A 14,886-nucleotide genomic window follows, 5' to 3' on the forward strand; every position below is an offset into this window, starting at 1 on the left:
GGTGGCATGCGGTTGGGCGTGCTCGACATCGGCTCGAACACCGGGCACCTGCTGGTGGTCGACGCCCACGGCGGTGCCGCTCCGCTGCCGGCGTTCTCCCTCAAGCAGCCGCTGCGCCTCGCCGAGCACCTCGACGCCGACGGCGCGGTCAGCCAGTCCGGCATCGACGCGCTGACGACCTTCACCGCCGACGCGGTCGTGGTCGCCGAGGAGAAGGGCTGCGAGGCGATGCTCTCGTTCGCCACGTCGGCGGTGCGCGACTCGGTCAACGCCGATGCGGTGCTGGCCCACGTGCGCGACAGCACGGGAGTGACGATCGAGGTGCTGTCCGGGGAGGACGAGGCACGGCTGACGTTCCTGGCCGTACGGCGTTGGTTCGGCTGGTCCGCCGGGAAGCTGACTGTCTTCGACATCGGTGGTGGCTCGCTCGAGATCGCGACCGGAGCCGACGAGCGGCCCGATGTCGCGCAGTCGCTGCCCCTGGGAGCGGCGCGGCTCGCGTCGACGTACTTCTCCGAGCCGGTCGGCGAGGCGGACCTCCGGAAGATCCGGCGCAGCATCCGAGCCGACATGGCGAAGGACGCGGGCCAGGTGCTGCGCACCGGCACGACGCACCGCGCCGCCGCCACCTCCAAGACATTCCGCTCGCTCGCCCGGATCTGTGGCGCGGCGCCATCGACCGACGGACCGCTGACGCCGCGCTCGCTCGCCCTCGCGGACCTGCGCGAGTGGATCCCCAAGCTGGTGGGGATGACCGGGGCCGAGCTCGGCGAGCTGCCCGGGGTCTCACCCAGCCGCACTCACCAGATCGTCCCGGGTGCGCTGGTCGCCGAGGCCTGCATGGACATCTTCGACCTCGCCGAGCTCGAGATCTGCCCCTGGGCGCTGCGCGAGGGCGTGATCCTCGAGCGCATCGACAAGCTCAGCGTCACCGACGAGGACTGACGACCGACGTGTCCGGACCTGGGCGCCCTCGGATCGGGCTGTCGACCTCCTCGGTCTACCCCGAGTCGACGGCCCACGCTTTCAGCTGGGCCGTGGAGGTGGGCTACGAGGCGGTCGAGGTGATGGTCGGCATCGACGCGCTCTCGCAGCAGACGACGGCCGTGAAGCAGCTGATGGACCACCACGAGATGCCGGTCTGTGCCATCCACGCGCCGTGCCTGCTCTTCACCCAGCGGGTCTGGGGGCTGGAGCCGTGGGGCAAGCTCGAGCGCTCGGCCGAGATGGCGGCGGCGGTCGGGGCGGACGTCGTCGTCGTCCATCCGCCGTTCCGCTGGCAGCGCGACTACGCCCGCGACTTCGTCAACGGCATCGCGGCGCTGGAGGAGTCGACGGGCATCGCCTTCGCCGTCGAGAACATGTATCCGTGGCGGGCGTCGACCAAGCGGCGCCTGGAGATGTACCTCCCCGGCTGGGACCCCTCGTCCGAGCCCTACGCCAACACCACGATCGACCTCTCCCACGCCGCGATCGCGCACGCGAAGCCGATCGAGATGGCCGAGCGGCTCGGCCCCCGGCTGCGTCACATCCACCTGACCGACGGCTCCGGGTCGCCGAAGGACGAGCACCTGGTGCCGGGCCGCGGCGCGATGGAGGCCGCCGACTTCCTGCGCCACCTGGTCGACACCGGCTTCGACGGCGAAGTGGTCCTCGAGATCAACACCCGGCGCTGCACGACCCGCGAGGAGCGAGAGGTCGACCTGCGGGAGTCGCTGGAGTTCGCGCGCGAGCACCTCACGCCGTCGCCCGCGGGCGTGGGTCGCAGAACGATCGGCGACGCGGGCGAGACGAACACCGGGTCGTGAGCACCAGCACTCGCCGTGGTCGACGACCCGGCCGACCCGACACGAAGGCGGCGATCCTCGCGGCCGCGCGCGAGAGCTTCGCGGCCGCCGGCTTCGGAGGTACGACGATCCGCGCGATCGCCACGACGGCCGGGGTCGACGCCGCGCTCGTCCACCACTACTTCGGCTCCAAGGAGGACCTGTTCGTCGCCGCGCTCGCCCTTCCTGTCGACCCGCGGGCGGTGATCGGCAGCGCGCTCGCCGGTCCAGCCGACGAGGCGGCGGAGAAGCTGGTCCGCACCTTCCTGTCGGTGTGGGACGACCCCGGCTTCCAGCCGGCCCTACTCGCGACGGTGCGCCGAGTCCTCGAGCCCGGCGGCGACAAGCTGATCCGGGAGGGGTTCCTGCCCGTCGTACTGATCCCGGTCGGCGAGCAGCTCGGCCTCGACCGCCCAGAGCTGCGGATGCCGCTGGTCGCCAGCCAGGTGATCGGGCTGATCCTCGCCCGTTACGTCGTCCGCATCGAGCCGATCGCGTCCCTAGACCCGGAGCGGCTCGTGGCCATCTACGCGCCGACGATCCAGCGCTACTTCACCGGCGACCTGGGCGGCTGATCGCCGCTCGGCTGCGGCTGCAACACGCCGTTCGCGGCTCCGGGAGACCGTTGCAACGCCCCGGAACCGCCGCAGGAGCCCTCCCAGTGCGGCGAACAGCGTGTTGCACGCCACTTGCGCCGGCGCCGACCGCGCGGCATTATTCATCACATGATGAAAAAGGCGGTGGAGGTAGTGAGCCTGACCGTGGTCCGGGGCCGGCGCGAGGTGCTGCACGGCCTCGACTTCACGATCCCGGTCGGCCAGGTGACGGGACTGCTGGGCCCGTCGGGCTGCGGCAAGTCGACGTTGATGCGGGTGCTCGTCGGCGTGCAGGCGGGCGTCAGCGGCACGGTCACGGTGTTCGGCGAACCGGCCGGCTCCAAGACGTTGCGGCACCGGATCGGCTACGTCACCCAGGCGCCCAGCGTGTACGACGACCTCAGCGTCGCCGAGAACCTCGCCTTCTTCGCCCGCGTGCTCGGTGTCGACAAGGCGGAGGTGGCGCGCTGCATCGAGACCGTCGATCTCGTCGACCATGCCGACGACGTGGTCGCCCGGCTCAGCGGCGGGCAGCGCTCGCGGGCCAGCCTCGCGGTCGCCCTCCTCGGCAACCCGAGCATGCTTGTGCTCGACGAGCCGACCGTGGGACTCGACCCGGTGCTGCGCGAGGACCTCTGGACGACCTTCCACGAGCTCGCCGACACCGGCGTCGCCGTACTCGTCTCGAGCCATGTCATGGACGAGGCCGAGCGGTGCGACCGGCTGCTCCTGATGCGGGACGGCGTCTTCATCGCCGACGGCACGCCGACCGAGATCAAGGAGAAGGCCGGGGTCGACGACATCGAGCAGGCATTCCTGGCGATCGTCAGAGGAGAGGCAGCATGAAATCACCCCACGACGTTCTTCGTCTCCCCCAAGCGGTCTGCACTCAACCGCGGATCCGCACCGTCGATCCTCCGACGAACAACGTCGCGGGAACCCCGAAATGAGCCTCAGGATCACCTTCGCCATCGCCGCCCGCGTGCTGACGCAGCTGCGGCGGGACCACCGGACGCTCGCGATCATGCTGGTGCTGCCCTGCCTGCTGATCAGCCTGCTGTGGTGGATGTTCGACGACCTGCCGGGGAACACGTTCGACCAGCTCGGGCCCGCGCTGCTGGCGATGTTCCCCTTCATCGTGATGTTCCTCGTCACCAGCGTCACCACCCTCCGCGAGCGCTCCGGTGGCACCCTCGAGCGGCTGCTGGCGATGCCGATGGGCAAGCTGGACTTCCTGTTCGGCTACGCGATCGCCTTCGGCCTGGTCGCGGCCGTCCAGTCCGCTGCCGCCGTCGCCCTCAGCGTCGGGCTGCTCGGCCTGAGTATCGAGGGCCCCGTCTGGCTGCTGACCGTGGTCGCCGTCGCCGACGCGGTGCTCGGCAGCGCCCTCGGCCTGTTCGTGAGTGCGTTCGCGCGCACGGAGTTCCAGGCCGTCCAGTTCATGCCCGCACTGGTGATCCCGCAGATCCTGCTCTGCGGCCTGTTCGTCCCGCGCGCCGTGCTGCCCGACGTGCTCAACGCGATCAGCGACGTGCTCCCGCTGTCCTACGCCGTCGACGCCATGGAGCACCTCACCCGCTCGTCCAGCACGGGCGAGGTGTGGACGGACCTGGCCGTCGTGACGGCGTACGCCGTCGCCGGGCTGGCGCTCGGTGCCGGCACCCTCCGCCGCCGGAGCGAGTGAGGTCAGCCCCCAGGTCAGCCCCAGGTGAGCCCGTAGCGCGCCACGATCGGCTCTGTGGCCTCCGGGTCACCGGTGCATCCCGAGGCATCGATCATGGCGGCGACCTGGTCCTCGGGGACGCCGCGGCCCATGGCCCGGAAGACGGCTTCGAGCCCGCCGGGCGTGATCATCTCGAGGACCCGTGCGGGCTCGTCGGCGGCGTTCCAGAAGGTGTGCCACTGACCGCGCGGCTTGACCACCAGGTCGCCGGCGCGAGCGACGTGCTCGTCGTCGCCGAGACGGTAGGAGACCTCGCCGTCGAGGATGAAGCTGAACTCGTCCTCGCGAGTGTGAACGTGCACGGGCGCCGCGATGCAGTGCGGTGCCAGGAGGTGCTCGACGATCGCAAGCCGGCTCTCGGTCCGGTCGGCGTCGACCTTGAACCTGTCCCGGCAGCCTGCCTCCGCGCCGAGGACCTCGCCCTCTCCGGCCCTGATGATCTGCTCCATGACCCCATGGTCGATCCCGCCGGCCCTGTCCGCCATCCCAGATTTCTGATAGGCCGGGGACATGGACCGTGCCGATCGGGTCGTCGAGCGGATCCGGCGGATCGTCGTTCGTCGGCCGGACCTGGTCAACCTCTGGCGGGAGGTGACGCCGATCCTCACCGCCGAGGTCCCGCACTTCGAGGCCCCGTGCTTCTTCACGGTGGATCCCGAGTGCCGGATCGTCACCAGCCACTTCCAGGAGGGGCTGCCGGAGATCCCCGGCGAGTGGCTGGCGCGGGAGTACGCCGAGGACGACTTCAACTCGATGACCTCGGTGCTGGCATCACCCGCGGGCATCGGCACCCTCCACGCCGCGACGGCCGGCCGGCCGGAGCGGTCGGTGAAGTACCACGTCGAGATGCAGCCCTTCGGCTGCGAGCAGGAGCTCGTCGTCGCCCTTCGCACGCCGGACCGGGCGCCTTGGGGTTCGATCGGCCTCTACCGCGAGACGGGGCGCCCGCTGTTCTCCGAGCCGGAGCAGCGCCTTCTGGTGGCCGCCGCGCCGGTCCTCGCCGACGGCGTCCGGCACGGCCTGCTGGCGGCGCAGGCCCGGGAGCCCGACCTCGCCGAGGCACCCGGTGTGATCGTGCTGGACGGGTATGACGTGGTGTCGGCGACGCCGTCCGCGGCGTACTGGCTGGACGCGCTGGGCAGGGGCCTCGAAGATCTTCCGGTCGCCGTGCTGTCGGCGGCCGGCGACGTGGCCTCCGGACGGCCGGGAGCCGGGGGACCGGACACGAAGGTCTGCGTCTGCGGGCCCACCGGCCGATGGGTCGCCCTCCATGCCGGCCCTCTCGTCGACGCCACCGGCCGCGCTCAGGTGTGCGTCGTCCTCGACGCCGCCCGGCCGGAGCACCTCGAGGCCCTGCTCATGCGCGCCCACCAGCTCACCCCGAGGGAGCGGGACGTCGCTGGCCTGGTCCTGCGCGGCCTGGCGACGGAGGCCATCGCGGCCGAGCTCTCGATCTCGCCGCTGACCGTCCAGCAACACCTCGCTGCCGTGTTCGACAAGACCGGGGTGCGCTCCCGCCGCGAGCTCGTCGCGGACGTCTTCCGCAGCCGGTTCGAGCCGCGGGTCCGGGACAACGAGGCGCGGACGAAGGCCGCGCGCGCGAGCCGGGGCGGACCGAAGCCCTGACCCGAGGGCACCGCGAAGCGGCATCCGGCGGGGCGTCGTCGTACCGTTGGTGCCATGCGTCCCGTGCGTGATTCGCTCCTCCTCCTCTCGCGCAGCCACTCGGTGAAGCGGCTCATCACCACGCTGCCGGTGTCGGCGGCGGTGGTGCGTTCCTACGTCCCTGGCGAGCGTGCCGAGGACGCGGTGGTCGCGGCGGACCGGCTGGCGAGCGAGGGCATCAACGTCACTCTCGACTACCTCGGCGAGGACACCACCGACGTCGAGCAGGCGGAGGCGACGGTCGCGGCCTACCTCGACCTCCTCAAGCAGCTCTCGGCGAAGGGCCTGGCCCGGCGGGCCGAGGTCAGCGTCAAGCTGACCGCCATCGGTCTGGCGCTCGACGACGTCGTCGCGCCGGGCGGCGGCCGCAAGATCGCGCTCGAGAACGCCCGCGCCATCTGCCGCGCCGCCCGCAACGTCGGCACCACGGTCACCATCGACATGGAGGACCACACCACCACCGACCAGACGCTCGCGATCCTCCGCGACCTGCGCAAGGACTTCCCCGAGACCGGCGCCGTGCTCCAGGCCTACCTGTTCCGGACCGAGGCCGACTGCCGCGCTCTGGCGTACGCCGGCAGCCGGGTCCGGCTCTGCAAGGGCGCGTACGACGAGCCGTCCGAGGTCGCCTACACCGACCCCGACGACGTCGACAAGTCCTACGTGCGCTGCCTCAAGATCCTGCTCGGCCACAGCGGCGCCGAGGGCGACTGCTACCCGATGATCGCCACCCACGACCCCCGCCTCGTCGAGATCGCGTCGTCGCTCGCGAGCCGCTACGGGCGGGCGCAGGGCAGCTACGAGTTCCAGATGCTCTACGGCATCCGCCCGGCCGAGCAGCGGCGGCTCGCGGCCGCCGGTGAGACGGTGCGCGTCTACATCCCCTACGGCACCGAGTGGTACGGCTACCTGATGAGAAGGCTCGCCGAGCGCCCGCGGAACCTGACATTCTTCCTGACGTCCCTCATCAAGAAGAGCTGAGCAGCACATGAAGCAGACCGCGGTCATCGGCGCCGGAGTCATGGGCGAGACCCTGCTGTCCGGGCTGGTCCGGGCCGGCCGCCGGGTCGACCAGCTGCTCGTCGGCGAGAAGCGCGCGGTGCGCGCCAGCGAGCTCGTCGAGAGGTACGGCGTCGCGGTCGTCTCCAACGTCGAGGCTGCCACCAAGGCCGACACCGTCGCGCTGGTCGTGAAGCCGCAGGACATGGCCGAGGTGCTCGACGAGATCGCCGGCTCGCTCCGGCCCGGCCAGCTGCTGGTCTCCCTCGCGGCCGGCATCACCACCGCCTTCATCGAGTCCCGGGTCCCAGCGGGCGTCGCCGTCGTCCGGGTCATGCCCAACACGCCCGCGCTCGTCGACCAGGGCATGTCGGCCATCTCGGCCGGGTCGCACTGCGACGAGGCCCACCTCGCCGAGGCCGAGTCGCTGATGGCGTCGGTCGGCAAGGTGGTCCGGGTCCCGGAGAAGCAGCAGGACGCGGTCACCGCGATCAGCGGCTCCGGTCCGGCGTACATCTTCTTCGTCGTGGAGTCGATGATCGAGGCGGGCGTCCACCTCGGGCTGCCGCGCGCGACCGCGCACGAGCTGGTCATCCAGACCCTCGTCGGGTCGGCGCAGATGCTCGCCGAGACCAACGAGCACCCGACCGTGCTCCGCGAGCAGGTCACTTCCCCGGGTGGCACCACCGCCGCCGCGGTGCGCGAGCTCGAGATCCACCGGGTCCGGGCCGCGTTCCTCGCCGCCCTCGAAGCGGCCCGCGACCGGTCCCGCGAGCTGGCGTCGGGCTCCTAGCTCACCAACCCGGCTCACCAACCCAGCTCGGCCAACGACCGGATCCGGTCGACTCCCTGCACCTCGTCGTCGCGGTAGCGCCCGGTCCGGTCGATCAGCACCCCGGACATGCCCGCGGCACGTGCCCCCTCGACGTCGTGGCGCAGCGAGTCGCCCACCATCACGACGCCGCCGGGGTCGACACCGAGGTCAGCGCACGCGGTGCGGAACGCCCGCGGGTCCGGCTTGGCGGCCGGCAGCGAGGACGACGCGAAGACGGGCACGTCGTACGTCGCCAGCCCGGTGCGCCGGACCTTCGTCTCCTGGATGCTCTGCTCGCCGTTGGTGAGGATGCCGACCCTGAGACCGGCGGCGAGCGCCTGCTCGAGGGCGGCGGCTGCGTCTGCGAACGCGGACCACGCGGCGCGGTAGCAGGCGAGGTAGCCCGCGAACGTGTCGTCGGCGACGGCGTCGTCGGCGAGATCCCAGCCGTGGAGGAACGCCCGGATGCGGGCGCGCCGCTGGTCGACGTGCGAGATCTCCCCGCGCTGGAAGCGCTCGTGGTGGAACGTCTCGAGTGCGAACCACCGCTCGACGTGTTCCTCGAGGATGCCGTCGAGCCCCAGGCCCGAGAGCCACGCGCGGAGGCCGCGGTCGACCGCCCCGCGGTGGTCGAACAGCGTGTCGTCGAGGTCGAACAGCACCCCGGTCACCGGCCTGCCGAGCCGGGTCGCCGTGGTCATGGCGCCATCCTCGCAAGGGTCACCGACATCGGTGGCGGCGACCCGGACCTCCGCTCCTTGAGTTCGGCGTGATAGCGAGTAATCATGATTACATGACAACAGACGAGATTCGCGGCTGGTTCGCCGGCCGCCTGCCCGAGGGCCTCTTCGAGGAGCTGATCGAGGTCACCGTCGACCGCGAGGAGATCACCGTGATCGGCCGGATCCCCACCCCCGAGGTCGCCGCCGACACCTCCGACGCCGAGCGGGCCGCGACCGTCCAGGGGCGGATCGCGGAGTTCCGCGAGCGCACCCGCGGCGACCGGATGAAGGTCGCCCGCGAGGCCGAGCGTCGCTTCGACCGCAAGGTGTCGTGGGGCGTCGAGTGCGACGAGACCCGCGCCCTGTTCACCCACGTCGCGGCGCCGGTGATGACCCGGCTCCGGCAGCCCGAGCGCCGGGTGCTCGACCTGCTCGTGGCCGGCGGCGTCGCACGCAGCCGCAGCGACGCGCTCGGCTGGTGCGTCCGGCTGGTCCAGCAGCACGCCGACGACTGGCTGACCGAGCTCCGGGAGTCCCTGGTCCAGGTCGAGGAGGTACGCCGCCGGGGCCCCGACGCTTCCGCCAGCTAGCCGGGAGTCAGTCCGCCGGTCAGCCCGCCAGGTCGATCACCACGGCGATCACGGCGAGCAGGGGGATGAGTCCCTGCTTGAGCGCGGCCGACGCGCGGGACCGGTTCCCGAGCACCAGCACGATCGCCGCCGCTGCCATGGAGCCGGTGCCGGCGAGCACCAGAGCCCGCCCGGCGTCTCCGCAGTCGCACACCGTCAGCGCGATGCCGACACCGGTCACGATCGCCAGGAAGAGGTTGTAGAACCCCTGGTTGAACGCGAGCTCCCTGGTGGCCTCGGCCTCCTCGGCGGAGGTACCGAAGACCGCGCGCGTGCTCGGCCGGGTCCACGCCAGCGACTCCATGAAGAAGATGTAGACGTGGAGCGCGGCGGCCAGGCCCGCGAGCACGAGTCCGGCCGTCAGCATGACGGCAGCGTCCCACACGGGCGACCGGTCCCGGTACGTTGCTGAGCATGGAGCCCTGCGCCGGCCGCGCCAGTGTGGTGTTCGACCCGTCGCTGACCGAGTACGACTTCGGGCCCGATCACCCGATGACGCCACTCCGGGTCGACCTGACGATGCGCCTCGCCGCGGAGGCAGGCGTGCTCGACGGGCTCGAGCAGGTCCCGGCGCCGATGGCCTCCGACGACCTGATCGCCACCGTCCACGATCCCGGCCTGATCGAGGCAGTGCAGCGGATGAGCGCCCGGCCCGGGCCCGGCGAGGAGCTGCGCGGCCTGGGCACCGACGACAACCCGGTGTTTCGGGGGATGCACCACGCGTCGGCGCACATCGTCGGCGCCAGTCACGAGGCGTTCCGCAGGGTGTGGACCGGCGAGAGCATCCACAGCGCCAACATCACCGGCGGGCTCCACCACGCGATGCCCGATCGGTCGAGCGGGTTCTGCATCTACAACGACGTCGCGGTCGGCATCCGGTGGCTGCTCGACAACGGCGCCCAGCGGGTGGCGTACGTCGACGTCGACGTCCACCACGGCGACGGGGTGGAGGCGATCTTCTACGACGACCCCCGCGTCCTGACGATCTCCCTGCACGAGTCCGGCCAGTTCCTCTTCCCGGGCACCGGCTTCCCGGCCGACACCGGGGGCCGGGACGCCGAGGGCAGCGCCGTCAACCTCGCACTCCCGCCCGGCACCAGCGACGCCGGCTGGCTGCGCGCCTTCCACGCCGTGGTGCCGCCGCTGCTGCGTGAGTTCGCTCCCGACGTGCTGGTCACCCAGCACGGCTGCGACTCCCACGCCGACGACCCGCTGGCGCACCTGATGCTGAGCGTGGACGGCCAGCGCGCGGCGTACCTCGCCCTCCACGACCTGGCGCACGAGGTCGCCGGCGGCAGGTGGGTGGCCACCGGCGGCGGCGGGTACGCCGTCTTCGGCGTGGTCCCGCGCGCTTGGACCCACCTCCTGGCGGCCGTTGCCGGTCGGCCGCTCGACCCGGTGTCGCCGGTGCCGGAGGCGTGGCGCGAGTACGTCCTGGAGCGCTGCCTGGTCGAGGCACCCCGGCGGATGACGGACGGCGGATCCGCCGACTACCGGCGCTGGGAAGAGGGCTACGACCCCGACACCTGGCTCGACCGGGCGGTGCACGCGACCCGCTCCGCCGTGTTCCCGCTGCACGGTCTCGACGTGTATCCGTGATCCCGAGGAGCGGCCGGGACGTCACCCCTCCGCCGAAGCGGAGACTCGCTCGGCCCGTCGAAATGCAAGCCGACACGCCGAGTTGACAAAAGTTGCAGAGGTGAATCCCTTCCCCATGAGTCACATCTGGCCCTATTCTCACCGATAGGCGTCCGCAGATCACAGCTGGGGAAGGCGGTGACGGGCGCGCAGAAAGTGTGGTTGGCCATGGCTTCGTCCCAGGAGCGGTCCGAGTCTCGACCGGATCCCAAGTTCCTCACCATCGCCGAAGTGGCGACCATGATGCGCGTCTCGAAGATGACCGTCTACCGCCTCGTGCACAGCGGTGAGCTGCCGGCGGTCCGCGTGGGCCGCTCGTTCAGGGTGCCCGAGGGCGACGTCGACGAGTACCTCAGGAAGTCCTTCTACAACGCTGGCTGACCGCGAGATCCCGAGCGAAGCGAGGGAACTCGCGAAGAGTCAGCCAGGTCGAGTGCGCCCGCGGGCGAGGTACGAGCCCGCGACGGCGTCTATCGAGACCCGGTGAGACGAAAGCCGACCGCGACCACTCCGATGGGATGTTCCTCTCATCGTCGCTCGTGATTGTCCGGACGCTCTCCACGGCGGATAGGCTGTTCCAGTCGTCCGGCCACCGCCGGTCCGGCGGTAGTCGAATGGCCGGGCCATCCGGGCCCGGTGTTGTCGGAGAGGTTCCACGTGGGTTCTGTCATCAAGAAGCGGCGCAAGCGCATGGCGAAGAAGAAGCACCGCAAGCTGCTCAAGAAGACGCGGGTGCAGCGCCGCAAGCTCGGCAAGTGACCCGTCCCTAGCTGACGTCGGGAGTCGTGGGTATGAGCGGTCGTACCGTCCTGGTCACGGGTGTCTCCCGCGACCTCGGCCGCACCTGCGCCCGATCCCTGGCGAGCGACCCGTCCGTCGACCGGGTGATCGGCGTCGACGTGATGCCGCCGCGCGGTGACATCGGCGACGTCCAGTTCGTCCGGGCCGACATCCGCAACCCGGTGATCGCCAAGGTGATCGCCCGGGAGGACGTCGACACCGTCGTCCACATGAGCGTCATCGCCACCCCCGGCAGTGCCGGCGCGCGCGGCACGATGAAGGAGCTCAACGTCATCGGCACCATGCAGCTCCTCGCTGCGTGCCAGAAGGCGGAGTCGCTGCGCACGCTGGTCGTGAAGTCGACGACCACCGTCTACGGCGCCAGCAACCGCGACCCCGCGATGTTCACCGAGGACCTCGAGCCACGCCGCGCCGCTCGCAGCGGCTACGCCAAGGACGTCGCCGAGGTCGAGGCCTATGTCCGCGGGTTCGCCCGCCGGCGTCCCGACGTCACCGTGACGACGCTGCGGTGCGCCAACGTGATCGGCCCGCGCGTGGTCAGCCCGGTCACGTCGTACTTCCGGCTGCCGGTGATCCCGACCGTGCTCGGTTTCGACCCGCGCCTCCAGTTCCTCCACGAGTCCGACCTCAACCGCGTGCTCCGCCACGCCGTGATGGCCGGCGTCCACGGGACGTTCAACGTCGCCGGCGACGGCGTCCTGATGCTGTCGCAGGCCCTGCGCCGGCTGCAGCGGCCCGGAGTCCCGCTGCCGGGCGTCGCGTTCGGTGGCCTCGGGTCCGCGCTGCGCTCGGCCAGGTTCGCCGACCTGTCGCCCGAGCTGGTCGCCTTCCTCACCTACGGCCGCGGCGTCGACACGACGCGGATGCGCACCGAGCTCGGCTTCGAGCCCCGTTACTCCACCGCCGAGGCGTTCGGTGAGTTCGCCTCCACCCTGCCGCCGACCGGCGGTCGCACCGAGCGGGTGCTCGCCGCGGTCGCCGAGCGGCTGCCCGAGGTCGCCGACGACCGCGCGCCCGCCCTGACTCTCGCCGGAGGCAGCGATGGGTGACGCCGAGATCATCCCGATCGGCACCCGCGGCCGGCCCGGCCGGGGCACGGGCACCCGCCCGTCCGCAGCCGCCCGCACCCTGGCGGGCAAGTCGCGCGCTCCGAAGTCCGAGGCCCGTCCCGACCCGCCGGAGGCGGAGGCCGTCCGGACCGAGGAGTCCGGCACGCAGCCGCCCGTCGCGGAGCAGCCGGCGACCGAGCCCGTGATCCCGCTCCTGGGTGAGGACGTTCTGCCCCTCGCCACCGACTCCGAAGCGCTCGCTCCGCGCCTCGCGGTCACCCAGCGCGAGGGACCGGGCATCCCCGTCGGCGACCTGCTGGCGGCGTTCCAGGTGGCCGCCCGCGAGGTCTTCGGCGAGCAGTGGGAGACCCAGCTCGCCCACTTCCTGGCGTTCCTCCGCCGGCGCCTCACCGGGGACTACGTCGTCGACGAGTTCGGCTTCGACCCCGAGATCACCGAGCGGTTCTTCCTCGCCGCGGTGCGACCGATCGCCGAGAAGTGGTTCCGCATCGAGGTCCGCGGCGCTGAGAACATCCCCACCGACGGCGGCGCGCTGATCGTCTCCAACCACTCCGGCACCATCCCGGTCGACGCGCTGATGACCATGGTGTCGGTCCACGACCACACCGACCGCTACCTGCGCGCGCTCGGTGCCGACCTGGTGTTCAGGCTTCCGTTCGTCGGCACGGTGGCTCGCAAGGGCGGCGCCACCCTGGCCTGCAGCGAGGACGCCGAGCGGATGCTCGCCGCCGGTGAGCTGGTCGGCGTGTGGCCCGAGGGCTTCAAGGGCATCGGCAAGCCCTACTCGCAGCGTTACAAGCTGCAGCGGTTCGGTCGCGGGGGCTTCGTGTCCGCCGCGCTGCGCACCCAGGTGCCGATCATCCCGCTGTCGGTCGTCGGTGCCGAGGAGATCTACCCCCTCGTCGGCAACGTGCCTGCCCTGGCGCGGCTCCTCGGCGTGCCCTACATCCCGATCACGCCGCTGTTCCCGCTGCTCGGCCCGCTCGGCCTGGTGCCGCTCCCGTCGAAGTGGCTGCTGGAGTTCGGCGAGCCGATCCGGACCGACGAGTACGACGAGGGCGCCGCCGAGGACCCGATGCTCGTCTTCAACGTCACCGACCAGGTGCGGGAGACGATCCAGCAGACGCTCTACAGCCTGCTGATGCAGCGCGACTCGGTCTTCCGCTGAATCCGGTCGGCGATCGGCCGGGCTGTTCTGTGCCGGCTACTTGGTGCCGAGAAGTCCGTCGACCAGCCCGCCGACGCCGCTGACGACGCCGCTGATCACCTCGACGGGGTCGACCACGCCGGGCTCGTCGCCGTTGAGGTCGTCCTTGATCTTGTCGCCGAGGTCCTTGATCGGGGTCTTCGGGCCGTCGGTGTCAGGGGGGTCGACGCCGGGCACCTCGGTGCCGGGGTCGGTGTCCGTAGCAGTCTCGTCGTCGATGCCGCCGGTGTCTTCCTGCCGCTGCTTCGGCTCCTTGTCGAGCTGCCCGGCGAGCTCCTCGACCCGTCGGATGTCCACCGAGAGGCCGGTGGGCGCCGCACTGAGGAGGCCGTTGAGGTCGGAGACCGACGCGGCCGACCGGGTGGCGAACTCGGGGAGCTCGGTCACCGGTCCGTCGCCGCAGGTGGGGCAGACCTGGAAGGCAGCCGAGTCGGCCTGGAGCACCGACTGCGCTGCGGTGATCAGCGCCGGCCGGGCGTCGGCGGGCACGACCTCACCGAGCGCGTCGAGGTCGTCCATCGAGTCGTTCGCGAACGACCGCAGGTCGCCGATGGCGTCCTGGTCGCCGGTGGTCGTGTAGTCGTCGAGCGCCAGCTCGGCGGCCTGGTTGGACTGGTCCGTGAAGTCCTGCAGGGTCTCGGCGACGGTGTCGGCGTCGGCGCCCTCGGCCGTCAGCTGCTCGGCCTCCTGGAGCCGCCGCTGTGCGTGTGCGATCAGCGTCTGCGCCTTGGCCGTGTCGTCGGACTGCAGGTTGGTCTGGGCGTTCTCGATGGCCCGCTTGACCGGGTAGAGCACCTCACCCGGCAGCGCAGCCTGGGACGCCATCGCCATCGACCCGGTGGCCGCGACGATGGCGAAGCCGCCGAGCAGGGTCGCGGCGCGCCGCTCGCGGGCGCCACTGCGCTGGCGAGGAGTGAGCCGGAGTCGCAGCTCGTCGTCGACGACCGGGCGCGCCATCCGAGCCGCTTCCACGACCAGCTGGCTGCGGAGCTCGGAGACGAAGTCGGGTCGGGCGGAGACCTCGGGCATCGAGCGGAGGGAACCGACCAGGTCGAGCAGCTCGGCATCCTGCGTCGCCTTGACCTGCGCGCGGGCAGGGGCGGACACCAGCGCGTCGAATTCCTCGGCGCGGCGTCTGTTCCCGAACGCCCTGGTCATGCCTGCCATCCTCGGTCGATTTGATGCTTCCAATCGGT

At 71.4% G+C, this 14,886-nt stretch carries 18 protein-coding genes; 14 read left to right on the forward strand and 4 right to left on the reverse strand.

What is annotated here, in order from left to right; genetic code table 11:
• Nucleotides 1–6 precede the first annotated feature (6 nt).
• The 5 genes from SHK19_RS01610 (at nt 7) to SHK19_RS01630 (ending at nt 4,106) form a co-directional block, all read left to right on the forward strand.
• Nucleotides 7–945 carry a Ppx/GppA phosphatase family protein gene (locus SHK19_RS01610; RefSeq protein ID WP_322937659.1) on the forward strand — a complete coding sequence of 313 codons (939 nt, stop codon included), beginning with the start codon at nt 7–9 and terminating at the stop codon, nt 943–945.
• Nucleotides 946–953: 8 nt separating this feature from the next.
• The gene (locus tag SHK19_RS01615) at nt 954–1,808 is read left to right on the forward strand and encodes a sugar phosphate isomerase/epimerase family protein (RefSeq protein ID WP_322457537.1); all 855 of its coding nucleotides are present in this window, start codon (nt 954–956) and stop codon (nt 1,806–1,808) included.
• Nucleotides 1,805–2,401, forward strand: a complete 597-nt coding sequence (locus SHK19_RS01620) for a TetR/AcrR family transcriptional regulator (RefSeq protein ID WP_322457538.1) — start codon at nt 1,805–1,807, stop codon at nt 2,399–2,401. Before SHK19_RS01615 ends, SHK19_RS01620 begins: the two co-directional genes overlap by 4 nt.
• A 174-nt stretch (nt 2,402–2,575) precedes the next feature.
• Nucleotides 2,576–3,268, forward strand: a complete 693-nt coding sequence (locus tag SHK19_RS01625) for an ABC transporter ATP-binding protein (RefSeq protein WP_322937660.1) — start codon at nt 2,576–2,578, stop codon at nt 3,266–3,268.
• A 100-nt stretch (nt 3,269–3,368) separates the two neighbouring features.
• Entirely contained in the window at nt 3,369–4,106 is a 738-nt protein-coding gene (locus SHK19_RS01630) for an ABC transporter permease (RefSeq protein WP_322937661.1), read from the forward strand.
• Between the two features lie 14 nt (nt 4,107–4,120).
• Here the strand turns inward: SHK19_RS01630 and SHK19_RS01635 are convergent, their stop codons facing one another.
• The gene (locus tag SHK19_RS01635) at nt 4,121–4,594 is read right to left on the reverse strand and encodes a cupin domain-containing protein (RefSeq protein ID WP_322937662.1); all 474 of its coding nucleotides are present in this window, start codon (nt 4,592–4,594) and stop codon (nt 4,121–4,123) included.
• A gap of 61 nt (nt 4,595–4,655) precedes the next feature.
• Here SHK19_RS01635 and SHK19_RS01640 point away from each other — a divergent pair, with 61 nt between their 5' ends.
• From SHK19_RS01640 to proC, 3 genes are read left to right on the forward strand one after another with little or no spacing between them, the layout of a single operon-like run.
• Nucleotides 4,656–5,771: a helix-turn-helix transcriptional regulator gene (locus SHK19_RS01640; protein ID WP_322457542.1), complete on the forward strand. Its 1,116-nt coding sequence runs from the start codon at nt 4,656–4,658 to the stop codon at nt 5,769–5,771.
• 54 nt (nt 5,772–5,825) lie between these two features.
• Complete coding sequence (locus tag SHK19_RS01645; RefSeq protein ID WP_322937663.1) at nt 5,826–6,791, forward strand: proline dehydrogenase family protein; 966 nt, start codon at nt 5,826–5,828, stop codon at nt 6,789–6,791.
• Between the two features lie 7 nt (nt 6,792–6,798).
• Nucleotides 6,799–7,602, forward strand: a complete 804-nt coding sequence (gene proC, locus SHK19_RS01650) for a pyrroline-5-carboxylate reductase (protein ID WP_322457544.1) — start codon at nt 6,799–6,801, stop codon at nt 7,600–7,602.
• Nucleotides 7,603–7,616: 14 nt separating this feature from the next.
• Here proC and SHK19_RS01655 read toward each other — a convergent pair whose 3' ends face one another.
• Complete coding sequence (locus tag SHK19_RS01655) at nt 7,617–8,324, reverse strand: HAD family hydrolase (RefSeq protein WP_322937664.1); 708 nt, start codon at nt 8,322–8,324, stop codon at nt 7,617–7,619.
• Between the two features lie 92 nt (nt 8,325–8,416).
• Between SHK19_RS01655 and SHK19_RS01660 the strand changes: the two genes are divergently transcribed.
• Nucleotides 8,417–8,935 (forward strand): hypothetical protein, encoded by a 519-nt coding sequence (locus tag SHK19_RS01660; protein WP_322457546.1) that lies wholly within the window; start codon nt 8,417–8,419, stop codon nt 8,933–8,935.
• 19 nt (nt 8,936–8,954) lie between these two features.
• Here the strand turns inward: SHK19_RS01660 and SHK19_RS01665 are convergent, their stop codons facing one another.
• Nucleotides 8,955–9,341, reverse strand: coding sequence for a DUF1304 domain-containing protein (locus SHK19_RS01665; RefSeq protein WP_322457547.1), 387 nt, complete (start codon nt 9,339–9,341; stop codon nt 8,955–8,957).
• 47 nt (nt 9,342–9,388) lie between these two features.
• Here SHK19_RS01665 and SHK19_RS01670 point away from each other — a divergent pair, with 47 nt between their 5' ends.
• The 5 genes from SHK19_RS01670 to SHK19_RS01690 all read left to right on the forward strand — a co-directional run bounded on the left by SHK19_RS01670 (nt 9,389) and on the right by SHK19_RS01690 (nt 13,651).
• Nucleotides 9,389–10,573 (forward strand): acetoin utilization protein AcuC, encoded by a 1,185-nt coding sequence (locus SHK19_RS01670; protein ID WP_322457548.1) that lies wholly within the window; start codon nt 9,389–9,391, stop codon nt 10,571–10,573.
• 207 nt (nt 10,574–10,780) lie between these two features.
• Nucleotides 10,781–10,993, forward strand: a complete 213-nt coding sequence (locus SHK19_RS01675; RefSeq protein WP_322457549.1) for a helix-turn-helix domain-containing protein — start codon at nt 10,781–10,783, stop codon at nt 10,991–10,993.
• 276 nt (nt 10,994–11,269) lie between these two features.
• Nucleotides 11,270–11,371: a 30S ribosomal protein bS22 gene (locus SHK19_RS01680; RefSeq protein ID WP_008356322.1), complete on the forward strand. Its 102-nt coding sequence runs from the start codon at nt 11,270–11,272 to the stop codon at nt 11,369–11,371.
• 32 nt (nt 11,372–11,403) lie between these two features.
• The gene (locus SHK19_RS01685) at nt 11,404–12,462 is read left to right on the forward strand and encodes an NAD-dependent epimerase/dehydratase family protein (RefSeq protein WP_322457550.1); all 1,059 of its coding nucleotides are present in this window, start codon (nt 11,404–11,406) and stop codon (nt 12,460–12,462) included.
• The gene (locus SHK19_RS01690; protein ID WP_322937665.1) at nt 12,455–13,651 is read left to right on the forward strand and encodes a lysophospholipid acyltransferase family protein; all 1,197 of its coding nucleotides are present in this window, start codon (nt 12,455–12,457) and stop codon (nt 13,649–13,651) included. Before SHK19_RS01685 ends, SHK19_RS01690 begins: the two co-directional genes overlap by 8 nt.
• Nucleotides 13,652–13,687: 36 nt before the next feature.
• On the opposite strand, the gene SHK19_RS01695 is transcribed toward SHK19_RS01690, so the two are convergent.
• Nucleotides 13,688–14,848, reverse strand: a complete 1,161-nt coding sequence (locus SHK19_RS01695) for a DUF5667 domain-containing protein (RefSeq protein ID WP_322937666.1) — start codon at nt 14,846–14,848, stop codon at nt 13,688–13,690.
• Nucleotides 14,849–14,886: the final 38 nt, after the last annotated feature.

The sequence above is a fragment of the Nocardioides bizhenqiangii genome, assembly GCF_034661235.1.
Lineage (GTDB): Bacteria > Actinomycetota > Actinomycetes > Propionibacteriales > Nocardioidaceae > Nocardioides > Nocardioides bizhenqiangii.

Excerpts from the sequence above, each read along its gene's own strand:
- SHK19_RS01610 (WP_322937659.1), top strand. The coding sequence starts at position 7 with ATGCGGTTGGGCGTGCTCGACATCGGCTCGAACACCGGGCACCTGCTG.
- SHK19_RS01630 (WP_322937661.1), top strand. The coding sequence starts at position 3,369 with ATGAGCCTCAGGATCACCTTCGCCATCGCCGCCCGCGTGCTGACGCAG.
- SHK19_RS01635 (WP_322937662.1), bottom strand. The coding sequence starts at position 4,594 with ATGGAGCAGATCATCAGGGCCGGAGAGGGCGAGGTCCTCGGCGCGGAG.
- SHK19_RS01640 (WP_322457542.1), top strand. The coding sequence starts at position 4,656 with ATGGACCGTGCCGATCGGGTCGTCGAGCGGATCCGGCGGATCGTCGTT.
- SHK19_RS01645 (WP_322937663.1), top strand. The coding sequence starts at position 5,826 with ATGCGTCCCGTGCGTGATTCGCTCCTCCTCCTCTCGCGCAGCCACTCG.
- proC (WP_322457544.1), top strand. The coding sequence starts at position 6,799 with ATGAAGCAGACCGCGGTCATCGGCGCCGGAGTCATGGGCGAGACCCTG.
- SHK19_RS01655 (WP_322937664.1), bottom strand. The coding sequence starts at position 8,324 with ATGACCACGGCGACCCGGCTCGGCAGGCCGGTGACCGGGGTGCTGTTC.
- SHK19_RS01660 (WP_322457546.1), top strand. The coding sequence starts at position 8,417 with ATGACAACAGACGAGATTCGCGGCTGGTTCGCCGGCCGCCTGCCCGAG.
- SHK19_RS01665 (WP_322457547.1), bottom strand. The coding sequence starts at position 9,341 with ATGCTGACGGCCGGACTCGTGCTCGCGGGCCTGGCCGCCGCGCTCCAC.
- SHK19_RS01670 (WP_322457548.1), top strand. The coding sequence starts at position 9,389 with ATGGAGCCCTGCGCCGGCCGCGCCAGTGTGGTGTTCGACCCGTCGCTG.
- SHK19_RS01675 (WP_322457549.1), top strand. The coding sequence starts at position 10,781 with ATGGCTTCGTCCCAGGAGCGGTCCGAGTCTCGACCGGATCCCAAGTTC.
- SHK19_RS01685 (WP_322457550.1), top strand. The coding sequence starts at position 11,404 with ATGAGCGGTCGTACCGTCCTGGTCACGGGTGTCTCCCGCGACCTCGGC.
- SHK19_RS01690 (WP_322937665.1), top strand. The coding sequence starts at position 12,455 with ATGGGTGACGCCGAGATCATCCCGATCGGCACCCGCGGCCGGCCCGGC.
- SHK19_RS01695 (WP_322937666.1), bottom strand. The coding sequence starts at position 14,848 with ATGACCAGGGCGTTCGGGAACAGACGCCGCGCCGAGGAATTCGACGCG.